Raw genomic sequence first — 15,923 nt, 5'->3', positions numbered from 1 at the left:
CATATATTAATTGTATAGAAAGTATTAAAATATGGTATTGATTTGTAAATTAGGGGTGAATTATTGTGATTAATATTATATGGTTTTTTATTTTAGCCTTTGGAATATGTTTTGGAATACTTGGAGGAAGAGGAGAAGAAGTATCTAAGTCTATTATTGCATCTTCTGATTCAACAGTAAAACTTGCCATAAGCTTGGTGGGAATAATGTGTCTTTGGTGCGGGGTTATGAAAATAGCAGAAAAAAGCGGACTTACAGATAAAATAGCTAAAATTATGAAGCCCATTTTAAAGATATTGTTTAAAAAGGCAGCCAAAGATGAAAAGGCCATGGGTGCAATAGTCATGAATATAACTGCTAATATGATGGGCTTATCTAATGCGGCTACACCATTTGGTATAAAAGCCATGGAAGAACTTGATAGACTGAACGAAAAAAAAGGTGAGGCCAGTGATGATATGGCTCTATTTTTAGTGCTAAATGCAGCCTGTATACAGTTTATACCTACTACGGTTATTTCTATAAGGGCAGCTGTGGGCTCAAAGAATCCGGCGGAAACAATAATACCCGGTATAATAGCAACTACTGTGGCAGCAGTAGTTGGAGTAATATGCTGCAAAATAATGGAAAAGTATTTTTAACTGAGGTTTTAGAAAAAGAAGGGAGAGAATGACTTGGATTACATAATAAAAGCCATAATACCTATAATTATATTTACAATAATTACATATGGAGTATTCAAAAAAGTTAAAGTTTATGAATGTTTTGTAGAAGGGGCTAAAGAGGGTATTGGCATATGTATTAGGATATTTCCGTATTTGCTGGCTATGATAATAGCAGTGGGAGTATTCAGGGAATCTAAAGCTTTAGATTATTTCATATCCCTTATAAAGCCCATAGTTAAGACTATAGGACTTCCTCCGGAAGTAGTACCCCTGGTTCTTATAAAACCACTTTCAGGAAGCGGAGCTCTTGGTATATTTGCTGAAACCTTAAATAAATTTGGACCTGACAATTATATAGGCAGGGTATCTTCTATAATTATGGGCTCTACAGAAACCATATTTTATACTCTTACAGTTTATTTTGGAGCCGTGGGCATAAAAAAAATAAGACATACCCTTTGGGCTGCAATAATGGCAGATATAGCAGCCATTATTGCAGCAGTTGTAATAACTAGAATTATGTTTTAATGAAGTATTTCTATGAGATCATATTAGTTGTATAATATATAATATAATTACTAGGTATAGTTTGGAGTGAGAATTAAGTTGCTGAAGTGGAAAGAACTATATGAAGAATGTATAAATTGTCATAAATGTGCTTTAGGTGATAATAGAACAAATATGGTTTTTGGAGATGGCAATCCTAAAGGAAAGATCATGTTTATAGGAGAAGCGCCTGGGGCGGACGAGGATAGAACAGGGCTGCCTTTTGTAGGAAGGGCCGGTAAACTTTTGACAAGAGTTCTTGAATCTCTGGAACTGCATAGGGAAAAGGATTATTACATATGTAATATTTGTAAGTGCAGACCAGAAAATAATAGAACTCCTCATGAACATGAGGAAGAAGCCTGTCTTCCTTATTTGAGAAATCAAGTGGCATTGGTAAGACCTAAAATAATAGTCTGCCTTGGAGCTACTGCAATGAACTGTATATTGGGAAAAGATTGGAGAATTACAAGAGATAGGGGAAAATGGGTTGAGAGGAAAGGATTTTATATGACTGCTACTTTTCATCCTTCTGCAGTGCTTAGAGACGAGAATAAAAACCCTATGTTTTGGGAAGACTTAAAAGACATAAAGAAAAAGTATGAGGAATTTTGAAACAAAAAATGTTGACAGTTAAAAGTATATGGCATATTATATTGTTAAATGCCGTGAAGGAAAGAGTAGTAAGTTGATTTGTGCAAAGAGAGTGGACAGGAATTTGGTGAAAGTCGAAGATGAAACAACTTATGAATATGGCTCCAGAGCAGGTCATTTGAAATAATAATAGAATGACACGGCAGCAGCCGTTATATTGCAAGGTGATGAATAATTTCAGATATATAAATTGAGTTACCTAGTGATGTTTTTATTGTGAAATAAAGATAAAATAGAGTGGCAAAGCGTAAATTTCGCCTCTATATGGAGATATTTTCTTCATATAGAGGCTTTTTTTAACTGCATATCTGACCCAAATACATTTTATTTCACTATATAATATTTTGTATTTATATAAAATTAAGAGAAAAGGGAGAGAAAATTATGACTAAAAAAACTTATTATATTACTACACCTATTTATTATCCATCTGCGAATCTTCATATAGGAAACACCTATACTACTGTAGCAGCAGATACCCTTGCCAGATTTAAAAGACTTACCGGATACGATGTCATGCTTTTAACAGGCACTGATGAACACGGACAGAAGATTCAAAGATTGGCGGAAGCCAAAGGAGTTAGTCCTAAAGAGTATGTGGATGAAATAGTGGCTGGAATTAAAGAACTGTGGAAAATCATGAATATAAGTTATGATAAGTTTATAAGAACTACAGAGGATTATCATGTAAGGGCGGTTCAAAAAATATTTAAAAAATTGTATGATCAGGGAGACATATACAAGGGAAATTATGAAGGATGGTACTGTACTCCCTGTGAATCTTTTTGGACTGAAACTCAATTGGTGGATGGAAAGTGCCCTGATTGTGGAAGACCTGTAGAAAAGGCAAGTGAAGAAGCTTATTTTTTTAAAATGTCAAAATATGCACCTAAACTTATAGATTATATTGAAACTCATCCGGATTTTATACAGCCTGAATCCAGAAAAAATGAAATGCTGAATAATTTTTTAAGACCAGGTCTTCAAGATCTCTGTGTTTCAAGAACATCTTTTGATTGGGGAATACCTGTAACCTTTGACAAAAAACATGTAATATATGTTTGGATAGATGCACTGGCAAATTATATAACTGCATTGGGTTATGGCAGTGAAAATCAGGAATTATATAAGAAATATTGGCCGGCAGACGTACATTTAGTAGGCAAGGATATATTGAGGTTCCATACTATTTATTGGCCTATAATGCTTATGGCTTTGGGAGAACCTATTCCTAAAAAGGTATTTGGACATGGATGGCTTTTGGTAAATGGCGGGAAAATGTCTAAGTCCAAAGGAAATGTTGTGGATCCTGTAGTTTTGGTAAATAATTTTGGCGCAGATGCTGTCAGGTATTATCTGTTAAGGGAAATTCCATTTGGTGCTGATGGGTTATTTAACAATGAAATATTTATAAAAAAAATAAATTCTGATTTAGCTAATGATCTGGGAAATTTATTATCAAGAACCTGTACTATGATTGAAAAATATTTTGATGGAATAATGCCAGCACCATCAGAAAGAGAAGATTTAGATAATGAATTTATAAATACAGCTATGGAAACGCCTAAAAAGGTGGAGAAGAATATGAATGAGTTGAGGATACCAGAAGCATTGGATAATATATGGGAGCTTATAGATAAGTCAAATAAGTATATAGATAAAACCACACCTTGGATATTAGCCAAGGATACAAATAAAAAGAAAAGACTGGGAACGGTGCTTTATAATCTTTCGGAATCTTTAAGAATAATAGCAGTATGTATTTCGTCATATCTTCCTGAAACCAGTGAAAAGATGTATAAACAGCTTAATGCGGACCTTACCTCCTGGGATAGTATAGCTTCCTTCGATGGAACTAAAGCAGGAACTAAAATAAATAAGGGAGAAGTTTTGTTTCCTAGAATAGATGTAGATAAAAAAATAGAAGAATTAAATAAATTAAAGGAGCAGCAAAAGGCATCAAAGGGATCTAAAGCAAAACCCTCCAAGGAGGAAATAGCCATAGATGATTTTGAAAAACTGGATTTAAGAGTGGCAAAAGTATTGCAATGTGAACCTATAGAGGGTTCAAAGAAATTACTTAAGTTTCAGCTGGATGTAGGAAAGGAAAAAAGGCAGGTAATTTCAGGGATAGCTAAATACTACAAGCCAGAAGAGCTTGTTGGCAAATATGTGGTAATAGTGGCGAATTTGAAGCCTATAAAATTAAAAGGTGAAATTTCACAGGGGATGATATTGTCTGCAGCTTCAGAGGACAATAGAAAGCTATTTACAGTATCAGTATCAGGAGAGCTTCCTACAGGCAGTACAATAAGTTAAAATACAATTATATATTAAAATTAAGAGGGTAAAATGCTATCAAAAGTTGAATTTTGGTAGTATTTTGCTGTAATTAATATGTATTTATAGACCATAAGGGAGGGAATGATAAATATGAATATAAGTATTTTTGATGCACATGCACATTATGATGATGAACAGTTTGATAAAGATAGAGAAGAAGTAATAGAAGATTTGAAAAAAAACAATGTAGTAGGAGTACTAAATTGTGGTTCTTCCATAGAAGGATCCAGAACTTCCGTCAAGTTGGCGGAAAAGCATGATATATTCTATGCAGCCGTGGGAATACATCCTGAGTATTCAGATAAATTTGACAACAATACATTAAATGAATTGAGAAATCTGGCACAAAATAAGAAAGTGAGAGCCATAGGAGAAATAGGACTTGATTATTATTATGAGGAAAATCCTTCTAGAGATATACAAAAAGCTGTATTTATAAAACAGATGGAATTGGCGGAAGAGCTTAATTTGCCTGTGATTATACATGATAGATCAGCTCATGAGGATACTTTAAATATAATAAAGCAATTTAAAGGTGTTATTGGTGAGATTCATTGCTTTTCAGGAAGTGTTGAATTTGCAAGAGAATGTTTGAAATTAGGATATTATATAGGATTTACAGGAGTAGTGACTTTTAAAAATGTAAAAAGACTGATAAATGTAGTAAGAGAAGTGCCTGCTGACAGGATTTTAGTTGAAACTGACTGCCCTTATATGGCACCAGTTCCCTTTAGAGGCAAGAGAAACAGATCTGAGTATATTCAATCTATTATGAGTAAAATAGCAGAAATAAAGGAAGTGGATATAGGTACAATAAGCAAAATAACAATTTCCAATATAAATCGCTTGCTGAAATTGTAATAATAGTGTAAAATAGGAAGAGGATGTCAACGTACTTGTTTTGACTTGCTTATTTTAGTAATCAAATTTATATTTGCAACATAATTTATATTAAAGCCACCTAAAAATAATAAAAACTGTATTCCAAATAAAAAACTGAATGACTTGTTTTGAAATTTGAATTATTTTTATAATACCGCAATCATAAATAATTATCTTATTTATAAGTTTTATGCATAGGGATGCATTGATATTTTGAGGAACAGTTTTATACAGGGCGATGTTTGACATAAATTTAGATCCCATTTATAATGGGATATGTCACTTTTGCCCGGAGGAGGTATTTTTATGGTGGAGAGGTTTGAAACTTGCTTAAAGAAATATTTTCCCAATGGTCCTAAGATAGAGTTTATTGTATCTATAAGTCTGGTAATTTTGACTTTAATAATGTTTAGTATAAAAAAAACGGTAATAATTTCAGTAGATGGCAGAGAGAGAAAGGTCGTTACATTCAACAGTACTTATGGGAAGGTTCTGACAAGCAATGGAATTAAAATAGGACCAAGGGACAAAGTAACCCCTAGCCTGGACAAGAGAGTGGAAGATAAAGGTAGATTAATAGTTAAAAGAGCAGTAGAAGTTGAAGTAACAGTTGATGGTAAAAAATTAAATATAAAGTCAGTAGAAGATAATGTTGGAGATTTCTTAAAAAAAGAAAATATTAAGACTTCAAGTTTGGATAAAGTGTATCCATCTAGAAACCATTCTGTTGAAAAAGGAATGAAGATAATAGTGACTAGGGTTCAAGTTAAAAACATGAAGGAAAGTAGACCTATAGAATATGGAACAGTTTTAAAAAGTGATTCAAAGATTGCAGATGGTACTAGAAAGCTTTTACAAGAAGGACAAAATGGTGAAAAGGAGACTATAACCAGAATAATATATGAAGATGGTAAAGAGGTTTCCAGAAAAATAATAAGTGAAATTGTAAGGAGGGAACCTGTACAAAAGGTTGTAGCTGTGGGGACGTTAGCTCATAGTACTCCTTCTAGAGGTGGAAGCCTTAATTATGCCCAATCCATTAAAATGAAAGCAACTGCGTATACTGCAGATTATCAAAGTACAGGTAAAAGGCCTGGGGATTCAGGATTTGGCATAACTGCTTCAGGAACCGTTGCAAAGAGAAGCAGCGGAAATTACAGCTCTATAGCAGTTGATCCCAGAGTAATACCCCTTGGTACAAAACTTTATGTAGAAGGCTATGGCTATGCTATAGCTGAAGATACAGGCGGAGCTATTAAGGGCAATAGGGTAGATCTATTTTTCAATTCAGGATCAGAAGCTGTTAATTGGGGCGTAAAATGGGTTAATGTCTACGTAATTGGGTAGGAGCATGTGCTCCTATTTTTTCTTTAAATAAGTGATTTAGATCTATTGATATATGTTCACTAGATCAATTTATTACGAGGAGGAACTTTATGATAAAAGAAGTAATAGTAGTGGAAGGACGAGATGATATAACAGCTGTTAAAAGAGCTGTAGACGCAGAGCTTATAGCTGTAGGCGGATTTGGAATAAATAAAAAGGTTATAGATAGAATAAGGGAAGCTCAGAAAAGGCAGGGAGTTATAGTGTTGACTGATCCGGATTTTGCAGGAGATAAAATAAGAAAAATTATATCAAAGCGAGTTGAAGGAATAAAACATGCATATATATCTCAAAAGGATGGAATAAAAAATGGAGATATAGGGGTGGAAAATGCTCTTCCGGAAACCATAATAAATGCTTTAAATAGTGCAAAATGCCAGTTGAAAGAAAAAAGATATGAATTTGACATAAATGATATGATATTTTTTGGACTTACAGGAAAATCAAATTCTAGGGACAAAAGAGATATTTTAGGAAAAGAGCTTGGTATAGGGTATTGTAATACCTCCCAATTTTTATTCAGGCTGAATAATTATGGAATAACAAAAGAGGAATTTAAAATAGCTGTTAATAAAATAAATAAAAGGATGAACAGGGTGAAATAATATGAGTAATCTGTCTACGGAAGATATAGTGAAAAAATATGGATTCAGGTTTTCAAAAGGGCTGGGACAAAATTTTTTAATGGATAATTCAGTATTAGAGGATATAGTAAATAGTGCAGAAATAGGTAAAGAGGATTTGGTTGTAGAAATAGGCCCGGGAGTGGGAAACTTAACAAGGGAACTTTTGAAGGCCGCAAAAATGGTATATGCCATTGAAGTTGACATGAATTTAATTCCCATTTTAAAAGAGGAGCTAAAAGAGTTTCCCAATCTTCAGTTAATACATAAAGATGTACTAAAGGTGGACTTTTCCGAAATAATAAATAATGAGAGCAGTGTAAAGATTGTAGCAAATTTACCCTATTATGTAACCACACCTATTATTGCAAAACTATTAAATGAGCATTATAATTTTAAAACCTTAACCATAATGATACAAAAAGAAGTGGGGGAAAGAATTGCAGCCAGACCTGATTGTAAGGAATATGGTGCACTATCTATACTTGTTCAATATTATTGTAATGTTGAATTGATAAGAAAAGTAGGAGCTTCTTCATTTATACCAAGACCTAAGGTGGATTCCATAGTTATAAAATTGAGTAAATTGAGTAAACCAAGAGTTGGAGTTAAAGATGAAAAGCTGTTTTTTAAAATTGTAAGATGTGCTTTTAATATGAGGAGAAAGACTTTGTGGAATGCCTTAAAGGTATTAAAGATTCCTAAAGAACATATGGAGGAAGTCTTTAATATGGCTGGAATTGATCCTAAAAGAAGGGGAGAGACATTGTCTGTGGAGGAGTTTGGTAAATTATCTGATTCCATACATGAAATATCCGCTAATTTATAAACAGTGCAGCATGATTTTTATATAGAAGTTAAAACTATTTGTTCACTTTTTGGAAGTTACTTCATATATTATAATGAATATAATATATGGAGGTATAGGAAGTTGGCACAAAAAAAGAGTTATAGTAGATACTTTATAATATTACAAGAAGACGAAAAAGGATACTCTTTAGCTTCTGATAAGATTGCTTCAGGATATGCAAAATTGGAGATGAAAAATGAAAAGTGCAAAATATCATATTATGTACAAAATTTAAAAAAGGAAAAAACACCGTATTATATGATACTTATATGTAATAAGAAGGATATAAAAAATATAATTAAAATAGGTGAAATGAACATAGATGATTATGGAAGAGCGGATGTATGCTATGAATATCCTATGAATGATGTGGCTGGCAGCGGTATATCCATGGATAAGGTATCAGGAGCTGCTATAGTCAGAATGATGGATAATAACATACTGTCTGTAATGAGCGGATTTGCAAGTACAGAAATACCTGAATGGAAAACTTTCAGGATATTAGAGGACAGAAGTAAAAGCTTAAAAGAAAAGGAAAATAAGAATGCTGAAGAAATAAAGACTGTTAAACCAGAAAAGGTTGAGGACAAGAGTATATTTGATAAATATGAGGAAAGCATAGAAAGAGTTAAGGCCAGTAGGGAAAATGTAAAAGAAGATGAAAAGGATACAAAAGAAGTACATTTAGATGGAAAGGAAGAAAAGTCAGGTAATGTAGTACAGGTTGAAGATTCAGGAGAGAAGAAAGTATTGGAAAAATCAGATGATGAAAAAGATATGGATAAAGAAACTTCTAGGGATGATAAAGAGAAAGATAAAGCAGAGAAAAATAAAGCAGAGAAGGATAATACGGAAGTTATTGAGGATATTTTTGAATCAAAAATTAAAAAGGATCTTGAAATGGAAGATGCAGAGGAATATGAAATACCAAAGGAGGATAATTCCAGTTCTATATATGTAGATGATTCCATTACTGAGGCATATGAAAAGGCGGAATTAAATAGACATAAATATAAAAATAAAAAAGACATAAGTGAGTTGGCAGATTACCCTAAGGGACCTGAAGGAGACTTTTTCAACAATCTTATGAATGGATTTAAGGAAACTAAAAACATAAGTAAAGAGTTAAAAAGATGCAAGTGGTATAATGTGCCTGTAAACTCCATGGAAGACATGTATAATATGAACGACTATAATAAATATGCCTTAATATATTATCCTATGATAGGGTATTATCCATATATAAAAAAGCATTGCCAATATTTAACGGGATATAAGTGTGATAAAAGGGGTAAAGTAAAATATTTAATATATGGGATTTTGGGCACTAAGGATAAAAGAGATCAGCCTTATGGTGGTAAATCTGGGTTTGTTACATGGATATCTTTAAAAGATAAAAATAAGACAGGATATTGGCTGATGTTTTATGATTTTAAAACAAACACAGTAATAATACCTGTAAGAAAATAATACTATGGCGTCTTTTATGAAAGTGATATTGATAAATAGAAGAAAGCTTGGAGTTACAATAATTATAATAGGGCTTATGATAATTTTATTTGGACTTGAAAAAAACTTTGATATGAAATTAAAGTTTACAGCTTTAATGCAAAATGATATAAAATCTTTAACTCAGTACAGTGGATTAAAAAATAGAGTAAAATATAAATTGCCCTCTAATTGGATTTGTAGAAATCAGGATATATTTGGAGATGAAATAATATACCATAGTGATTTTAAAAGTGCAGACAGCAAAATAAATGGTTTTGTCCAGGTTTGGAATTTAAATGGAGATTTAAAGGTATTTCTGCAAAACAGCAAAAGTATATCTGAAAAGCAGAACTTATATAAGGATTATAATATAAGAAAAATTAATATAAATGGCAGTGATGGGTATTTGGTTGAGTATACCATTACAAAAGAGATTGGAGACAGTTACAGAGGTATAGAATATTTTCTAGAAAAGGGAAAGCAATTTTGCAGATTTTCTTTTTTTGTAAAGAACAAGGATTTCAAAGAGAACATGCCTACTATATTTGAAACTATTATAAAAACTTTAGAGTATAAATAGTAAAATATTATATTTTATCCCTTTCAGGTTTAATTACCATGGAAGGGGATTTTTTTGTTATAAGTATGTTATAATATTCATAGATTTTTTAGCATAGAGGGGAATTGAATTCCATACTGCAAATGAAGCGCAGATAGGAATTTGTGTGTTGAAAAATTGACAATATTTTATCAGCAGGTGAGAAAATTGAGGAAATTTACTAAAGGAAGATTAAGCATATTTTTAATATTAAGTACACTTATAGCAGCTATTTTATTATGTGGCTGCAATAAGATAGATGAATTGAAAGTTAAAGCTGGATTAAAAAATTCAGATTTTGAGTACATAAGACAGGGAAAGGTTGATAAAATAGTTATTCAAAATATAAGAGATCAGGGATTTAAATTTGTAGTTACTGATCAAAATGCAATTAAAGATTTGTATGATATACTGTCTTCAGGTAAAAAAGTATCAAAAAAATCATCCTTACAGCCGGATTATATATTTGAGATAGATGAAGGCAATAATAAAATTCATAAGTTTAGTTATATAGCAGGTCTTGATAAAAAAGACATGGGAAACCTTTACAGTAAGGATCAGACATATATTATATCAAAAAGAATAGATAGTGATATAATCAATAATTTTTGGAATATAAGAATGCCTCCAAATAATTTTAAACAAGTTTATTATGGTTCAATAATGAATACTTTAAATGAGTACTTTAAAGATAAAGACAGAAATAAAAAAATAGGAATAAATTTTAAAGATGATATAGAGGGCGAAAGATTTATATTATCCACTGAAGTAGAAGAGTTCAAGTCAGATCTCAATGACAAGTTTAAAAATGCTGGTATAGGTAACAATGATAAGGACAAATATGATATATGGGTTACAGTAAAAACTGAAGGGTATAAATCTACGTTATATAAGGCAACTATCACATTTTGGGATAAGAAAAATGAAAGTGAAAAAATTTATTATATATATGATACCTATAGTGGTGGTGGATGGGATATAAACGTATTCCAGAATCAGCCAAAGGATTTTTAGAGTAATATTTTGAGATAAGACAGCCAGTGAATAAATTGGATTTGTAGAAGGAGGAGAAATATGGGTAGTTGTGATAATTGTTCAAGTAAATCTAAATGCAATGGCAGAAGTGGAAATAGGTGTGATTTTGTATTCCCCAAATACGGCAATATAAAGCATATAATAGGTATTATGAGCGGAAAGGGCGGAGTGGGGAAATCAACGGTTACGGGAATATTGGCGGTAAAATTGAAGTCTGAAGGTTATAAAGTAGGAGTACTTGATGGAGATATAACAGGTCCATCTATGCCTAGATTTTTTGGAATAAACAATAAAAGAGCAGATATAATTCAAGTTGATAAGAACCAGGAAATAAAATTTTTACCTGTAGAAACCTCTTTGGGCATAAAGGTAATATCTTTAAATCTTTTAACAGAGGAAGAAGAGCAGCCGGTTATTTGGAGAGGACCTATGATAGCAGGGGTGTTAAAACAAATGTATTCTGATACGGACTGGGGGGAATTGGATTATCTTCTTATAGATATGCCTCCGGGAACAGGGGATATAGCTCTTACTATAATGCAGGAATTTCCACTGCAAGGAGTGGTTATAGTTTCTACACCACAGGACATGGTATCCATGATAGTAAAAAAGGTGGTTATAATGGCAGAAAAAATGAACATAAATATTATAGGTGTAGTGGAAAATATGTCTTATGTTAAATGTAATAGCTGTGGAGAAAAAATAAGGCTATTTAGTAAAAAGTCTGCGAAGGAACAAGCTCAATATCTGGGATTGAAGCTATTGGAGGAAATGCCTGTAAATTCTGAACTGACAGAAAGCATGGAAGATGGAAAAGCAGAGGGTTATATAGCTAATTCTTCTCAGTACAATAATTTATTGGATAATTTTATAATAAAATTGAAATAATTTCAATTTGCATATAATAATCCAGTCTTTAGGCAATAATATAAATCAAAGATAATTTTATTTATATTATTAAATTACAATGAAAGGGGTGAAGTTCCTGTTATTTTAACAGGAGAATAATATGAAAGCAGTAGTTGATAAAGATGTTTGTGTAAGTTGTGGATTATGTCCAAGTACATGTCCTGATGTTTTTAGCATGGATGATGACGGGAAAGCAGTTGCAATTACGGGCAAGGTGCCGGAAGAATTAGAGGACTCAGCAAAGGAAGCAGAGGAAGGCTGTCCGGTTTCTGCCATTACTGTAGAATAAGGAAGTATATCAAGTGATTTTTAGGTTCGGGTTAAGCTTGCTAATAAGGAATACTCTTCCTATCCAAACCTTAGAAGAGCTTGGTTATTAACTCAATGGCAGCTTTAGGATAAACAGACTTTTAAGGTTCAGAATAAATAGAGATTTATTCTGAACCTTAAAAAATATTATAGAAAAAGCTAATTGAAGAAAGAACATAGGTTTTAAATATAAGAGTATTACGATAAAAATCATTGCTTGAAAATAAAATTATAATATATTCAGGGGAGAAATATTTTTAAATTTATCATTTAGCATATATGTGGGGTGAGGGTCTATGTTTATGGCATCCCCTATTTTAATGTTGGAAGGCAAATGAGAAGTACCTACATCAACAGTAGAGCCATCCTGAAAACTTATAAGAGCCTCTGTAATATTTAAATCTATTATTTTGCCAATCATAAAAATTTCCTCCTAAAGTTTAAATTTTTATTAGCTTTATCATTATTTAGATTATTATTCTTAAAATTTAATTTTAAGATTGATTTTCTATATGCGGCATAGTATAATAATCAACGTGGATATACAAGATATAGTAGGTGGGAGGAATGACGTATGCTACATGTTGTAAAAAGGGATGGAAGAAAAGTTGATTTTGATTCTATTAAAATTACTAATGCCATAAAAGGAGCTTCTGACGAAATAGGCTGTGAATTAAAGGAAAGTGAATTTATTGACTTGACTCAGAAAGTCGCCCAGCATATAGAAAAGTTGGATTTGGAAGAAATAAATGTGGAGGATATACAAAATATAGTTGAAGAGATACTTATAAAAAGAGGATATTTGAAAATAGGATTATCTTATTCAAATTATAGAAAAGAGAGAAATAACATAAGAGAGATAAAATCTGATCTTATGAAGGCCATCGACAAAATAGGAGTTCAGACAGACAGGGACAATGGTGCGACAAGTTGCTGTTAGAACCGAAATAACAGCCAACCTGTAAAAAGGTTGAACTACTTGTGTAGAGATGTGGAATGATGGGGTAACGCCTTGAAACGCACAACTAATACTCCCTCATGCACTGGTCTTGTTGTAGCAAGATTGGGGTTAGTAGCAGGGTGAAGAGTTGAGGACAGCAGACCGAAAGATAGATATATGCATGTCAAATATTAAATATAAACAATAATTATAAAAATATACACTATATGTTGTACTAAGACGATAATTATGTCTATACTCGAAACCGTTCCAGAGGTGGAATGTGTCTGCGATACTTATGGTTTCTATAAAATGTCTATGGTGAGAATTGTTTGCGATACAGAGCAAACTGACGAACTTCCGAATGTACGAGTCTATACTCGGAACATACAGAAATGTATGGCACAACTAAGTTTGTGGTCAATGAGGTAAAGTAAGAATCGTTGTTATGAAATACCTTATACTGTTAGAGGCAGTATCCAGTTGACAGGCTCAGAGGAAGCACCTAAGGATATATGATAAAAGATATACGCAAGTGGAACTTGGAAAACTCACTAACATGGAGAACTACAATTCTGTGAAGTGGTAGAAGGGAAAAATACGTAAGTATTATAACTTTCTTTCAATGTGAGTGAGAGCGATGGCATAGTACCTAAGAAACTCTGATAATAAGGAGTGGAGGGATAGCCATTAAGCGTTATTAGTATTAAGAAGTTAAATAATTAGTAAAATTAGGTTCTGTTAAGACTAAAAGAAGGCTATTCACAAAATGATAAATGGAGTGATAGACTGACTAATGATAGCAAAGAAAGAAACAAACATTAAGAAGGCTAAACTAAGAAATAATGAATACTACAACCTACAAGAAACATTTGATGAATTATACAGTAAAAGTAAAGAAGGTAAAGTATTCAGCAATCTAATGCCAATCATATGTTCTGAAAAGAATATCATACTGGCATATAGAAATATTAAAAAGAACAAAGGTAGTAAAACACCCGGAGCTGACCCGGCTAACATAATAGACTTAGGTGAGAAAGACATTGAAAAACTTACAACAGATATAAAAAGAAGGTTAGCAAATTTCAAACCTATGCCAGTTAGACGAAAGCTAATACCGAAAGCAAACGGAAAAATGAGACCATTGGGTATACCATCTATATCCGATAGAATCATTCAGCAAAGCATACTTCAAGTTCTTGAACCAATTTGCGAGGCTAAGTTCCATCCACATAGTTATGGATTTAGACCGAATAGAAATACACATCATGCTGTAAAAAGGTTGGACTCATTAGTTAATAATTCTGGTTTTCATTATGCAGTTGATGTTGACATTAAAGGTTTCTTTGATAATGTAAACCATGCAAAACTATTAAAGCAAATTTGGACTTTGGGAATAAGAGACAAAAATTTAATATCAATAATAAGTAAAATGCTAAAAGCTGAAATTAAGGGTGAAGGAATCCCAACTAAAGGTACTCCACAAGGAGGAATGTTATCACCACTACTCGCAAATATAGTTCTAAATGAACTTGATTGGTGGATTAGCAACCAATGGGAAACCAATTTTACAATGAGGTCAGTTAGGACATCTGAAATTCTAACATCAAGAGGTGGAAGATATAGTGCATTAAAGAAAACTGAACTTAAACCTATGTTCATAGTCAGATATGCAGATGACTTTAAAATAATGTGCAAAGATGCAAAAACAGCACAAAAAGTATTTGTGGCTACTAAGAGTTGGCTAAAGGAAAGACTAAACTTAGAGATAAGCACAGAAAAATCCAAAGTAACCAACTTGAAGAAAAACTACACAGAATTCTTAGGTTTCAAAATGAAGGTACATCAGAAACATAAAAAGTTAATGGTGCAAACAAGAATAAGCAACAAAGCAAGAATAAATATCATTAAGAAACTAAAAGAAAAGGTGAATTATGTATTAAAGAATCCGAATGCGAATGAGGTCAATAAATATAACTCAACCGTCTTAGGAATTCAAAACTATTACAAAATAGCCACATTAGTTAATATAGATTTTCATGACATAGCCTTCAACTTAAGTAGATATATTAAATCAAAACTCAAAGACAACATTACTACTAAGGGTACAAAAAGTAAATTGTTTCAAAAGTATTATGAAGATTACAACTTTAAAACATATTATGTTGATGGTTGTGCTTTATTCCCGATATTAGGAGTAAAATTCAAAATTCCATATGCCTTTAAACAGGAAATATGTGATTATACAATAGAAGGAAGAAAAGAAATTCATAAGAAATTAGAACATGTCGATGCAGATATTTTGCACTACCTAATGGAAAACCCAGTAAGAAGTTTGAGTGTTGAATACAACGATAATAGATTATCTTTGTATAGTGGACAAAAAGGTTTATGTGCTATAACAGGAAACAAATTAGAAATAGGTAACATTGAAGTACACCATAAAATACAAAGAAGTCAAGGTGGAAAAGATAATTACCAAAATCTTATTTTGATAACAAGAGAAGTACACAAACTTATACATGCAAGAAAAGAAGAAACTATACAAAAATATGTAGACATCATTAAACCAACATTCAAAATGCTTGAAAAGATAAATGAGTTAAGAAAACTACTTAAAAATAGAGAACCAATAATCGCTTAATAAAAATTTTGCTATTTAAACTAATTATAATAACTATATAGGCTAATA

Annotated in this window: 16 protein-coding genes and 1 pseudogene; 16 read left to right on the top strand and 1 reads right to left on the bottom strand. The window is 32.0% G+C overall.

Annotated features, from left to right (window positions below; genetic code table 11):
- Positions 1-65 precede the first annotated feature (65 nt).
- The 14 genes from ACYUJ6_RS16155 (at position 66) to ACYUJ6_RS16090 (ending at position 12,271) form a co-directional block, all read left to right on the top strand.
- Positions 66-641: a nucleoside recognition domain-containing protein gene (locus tag ACYUJ6_RS16155; RefSeq protein WP_461843718.1), complete on the top strand. Its 576-nt coding sequence runs from the start codon at positions 66-68 to the stop codon at positions 639-641.
- A 33-nt stretch (positions 642-674) separates the two neighbouring features.
- Positions 675-1,193, top strand: coding sequence for a spore maturation protein (locus ACYUJ6_RS16150; protein ID WP_461843717.1), 519 nt, complete (start codon positions 675-677; stop codon positions 1,191-1,193).
- A 78-nt stretch (positions 1,194-1,271) separates the two neighbouring features.
- Complete coding sequence (locus ACYUJ6_RS16145; protein ID WP_461843716.1) at positions 1,272-1,826, top strand: uracil-DNA glycosylase; 555 nt, start codon at positions 1,272-1,274, stop codon at positions 1,824-1,826.
- Positions 1,827-1,854: 28 nt separating this feature from the next.
- Complete coding sequence (locus ACYUJ6_RS16140; protein ID WP_461843715.1) at positions 1,855-1,992, top strand: hypothetical protein; 138 nt, start codon at positions 1,855-1,857, stop codon at positions 1,990-1,992.
- Between the two features lie 257 nt (positions 1,993-2,249).
- A complete protein-coding gene (gene metG / locus ACYUJ6_RS16135; protein WP_461843714.1) occupies positions 2,250-4,184 on the top strand; it encodes a methionine--tRNA ligase in 1,935 nt (644 codons plus the stop codon).
- A gap of 114 nt (positions 4,185-4,298) precedes the next feature.
- Positions 4,299-5,069 (top strand): TatD family hydrolase, encoded by a 771-nt coding sequence (locus ACYUJ6_RS16130; protein WP_461843713.1) that lies wholly within the window; start codon positions 4,299-4,301, stop codon positions 5,067-5,069.
- A 327-nt stretch (positions 5,070-5,396) separates the two neighbouring features.
- The gene (locus ACYUJ6_RS16125) at positions 5,397-6,437 is read left to right on the top strand and encodes a 3D domain-containing protein (protein ID WP_461843712.1); all 1,041 of its coding nucleotides are present in this window, start codon (positions 5,397-5,399) and stop codon (positions 6,435-6,437) included.
- 89 nt (positions 6,438-6,526) lie between these two features.
- Positions 6,527-7,081 (top strand): ribonuclease M5, encoded by a 555-nt coding sequence (gene rnmV, locus ACYUJ6_RS16120; protein ID WP_461843711.1) that lies wholly within the window; start codon positions 6,527-6,529, stop codon positions 7,079-7,081.
- A gap of 1 nt (position 7,082) precedes the next feature.
- On the top strand, positions 7,083-7,928 hold the full coding sequence (gene rsmA / locus ACYUJ6_RS16115; protein ID WP_461843710.1) for a 16S rRNA (adenine(1518)-N(6)/adenine(1519)-N(6))-dimethyltransferase RsmA: 846 nt from the start codon (positions 7,083-7,085) through the stop codon (positions 7,926-7,928).
- Positions 7,929-8,030: 102 nt separating this feature from the next.
- Entirely contained in the window at positions 8,031-9,419 is a 1,389-nt protein-coding gene (locus ACYUJ6_RS16110; RefSeq protein ID WP_461843709.1) for a DUF7922 domain-containing protein, read from the top strand.
- A 16-nt stretch (positions 9,420-9,435) separates the two neighbouring features.
- Positions 9,436-10,020 (top strand): PsbP-related protein, encoded by a 585-nt coding sequence (locus ACYUJ6_RS16105; RefSeq protein ID WP_461843708.1) that lies wholly within the window; start codon positions 9,436-9,438, stop codon positions 10,018-10,020.
- 186 nt (positions 10,021-10,206) lie between these two features.
- On the top strand, positions 10,207-11,052 hold the full coding sequence (locus tag ACYUJ6_RS16100) for a hypothetical protein (protein ID WP_461843707.1): 846 nt from the start codon (positions 10,207-10,209) through the stop codon (positions 11,050-11,052).
- A 60-nt stretch (positions 11,053-11,112) separates the two neighbouring features.
- Complete coding sequence (locus ACYUJ6_RS16095) at positions 11,113-11,961, top strand: Mrp/NBP35 family ATP-binding protein (RefSeq protein WP_461843706.1); 849 nt, start codon at positions 11,113-11,115, stop codon at positions 11,959-11,961.
- A gap of 121 nt (positions 11,962-12,082) precedes the next feature.
- Complete coding sequence (locus ACYUJ6_RS16090) at positions 12,083-12,271, top strand: ferredoxin (RefSeq protein WP_369703266.1); 189 nt, start codon at positions 12,083-12,085, stop codon at positions 12,269-12,271.
- 249 nt (positions 12,272-12,520) lie between these two features.
- On the opposite strand, the gene ACYUJ6_RS16085 is transcribed toward ACYUJ6_RS16090, so the two are convergent.
- Positions 12,521-12,712, bottom strand: coding sequence for a hypothetical protein (locus ACYUJ6_RS16085; protein ID WP_461843705.1), 192 nt, complete (start codon positions 12,710-12,712; stop codon positions 12,521-12,523).
- A gap of 153 nt (positions 12,713-12,865) precedes the next feature.
- On the opposite strand from ACYUJ6_RS16085, the pseudogene ACYUJ6_RS16080 reads away from it, so the two are divergent.
- Both ACYUJ6_RS16080 and ltrA read left to right on the top strand, forming a co-directional pair.
- A pseudogene (locus ACYUJ6_RS16080) lies at positions 12,866-13,210 on the top strand (ATP cone domain-containing protein); the annotation flags it as partial.
- Positions 13,211-14,027: 817 nt separating this feature from the next.
- The gene (gene ltrA, locus ACYUJ6_RS16075) at positions 14,028-15,875 is read left to right on the top strand and encodes a group II intron reverse transcriptase/maturase (RefSeq protein WP_461843704.1); all 1,848 of its coding nucleotides are present in this window, start codon (positions 14,028-14,030) and stop codon (positions 15,873-15,875) included.
- Positions 15,876-15,923: the final 48 nt, after the last annotated feature.

The sequence above is a fragment of the Clostridium sp. JNZ X4-2 genome, assembly GCF_054889485.1.
This window is presented reverse-complemented; position numbering and strand designations above follow the sequence as displayed.

Bases quoted from the DNA above. Each gene is read 5' to 3' on its own strand.
- ACYUJ6_RS16140 (WP_461843715.1), top strand. From the start codon at position 1,855: ATGGCATATTATATTGTTAAATGCCGTGAAGGAAAGAGTAGTAAGTTG.
- metG (WP_461843714.1), top strand. From the start codon at position 2,250: ATGACTAAAAAAACTTATTATATTACTACACCTATTTATTATCCATCT.
- ACYUJ6_RS16130 (WP_461843713.1), top strand. From the start codon at position 4,299: ATGAATATAAGTATTTTTGATGCACATGCACATTATGATGATGAACAG.
- ACYUJ6_RS16125 (WP_461843712.1), top strand. From the start codon at position 5,397: ATGGTGGAGAGGTTTGAAACTTGCTTAAAGAAATATTTTCCCAATGGT.
- rnmV (WP_461843711.1), top strand. From the start codon at position 6,527: ATGATAAAAGAAGTAATAGTAGTGGAAGGACGAGATGATATAACAGCT.
- rsmA (WP_461843710.1), top strand. From the start codon at position 7,083: ATGAGTAATCTGTCTACGGAAGATATAGTGAAAAAATATGGATTCAGG.
- ACYUJ6_RS16105 (WP_461843708.1), top strand. From the start codon at position 9,436: ATGAAAGTGATATTGATAAATAGAAGAAAGCTTGGAGTTACAATAATT.
- ACYUJ6_RS16095 (WP_461843706.1), top strand. From the start codon at position 11,113: ATGGGTAGTTGTGATAATTGTTCAAGTAAATCTAAATGCAATGGCAGA.
- ACYUJ6_RS16090 (WP_369703266.1), top strand. From the start codon at position 12,083: ATGAAAGCAGTAGTTGATAAAGATGTTTGTGTAAGTTGTGGATTATGT.
- ACYUJ6_RS16085 (WP_461843705.1), bottom strand. From the start codon at position 12,712: ATGATTGGCAAAATAATAGATTTAAATATTACAGAGGCTCTTATAAGT.
- ltrA (WP_461843704.1), top strand. From the start codon at position 14,028: ATGATAGCAAAGAAAGAAACAAACATTAAGAAGGCTAAACTAAGAAAT.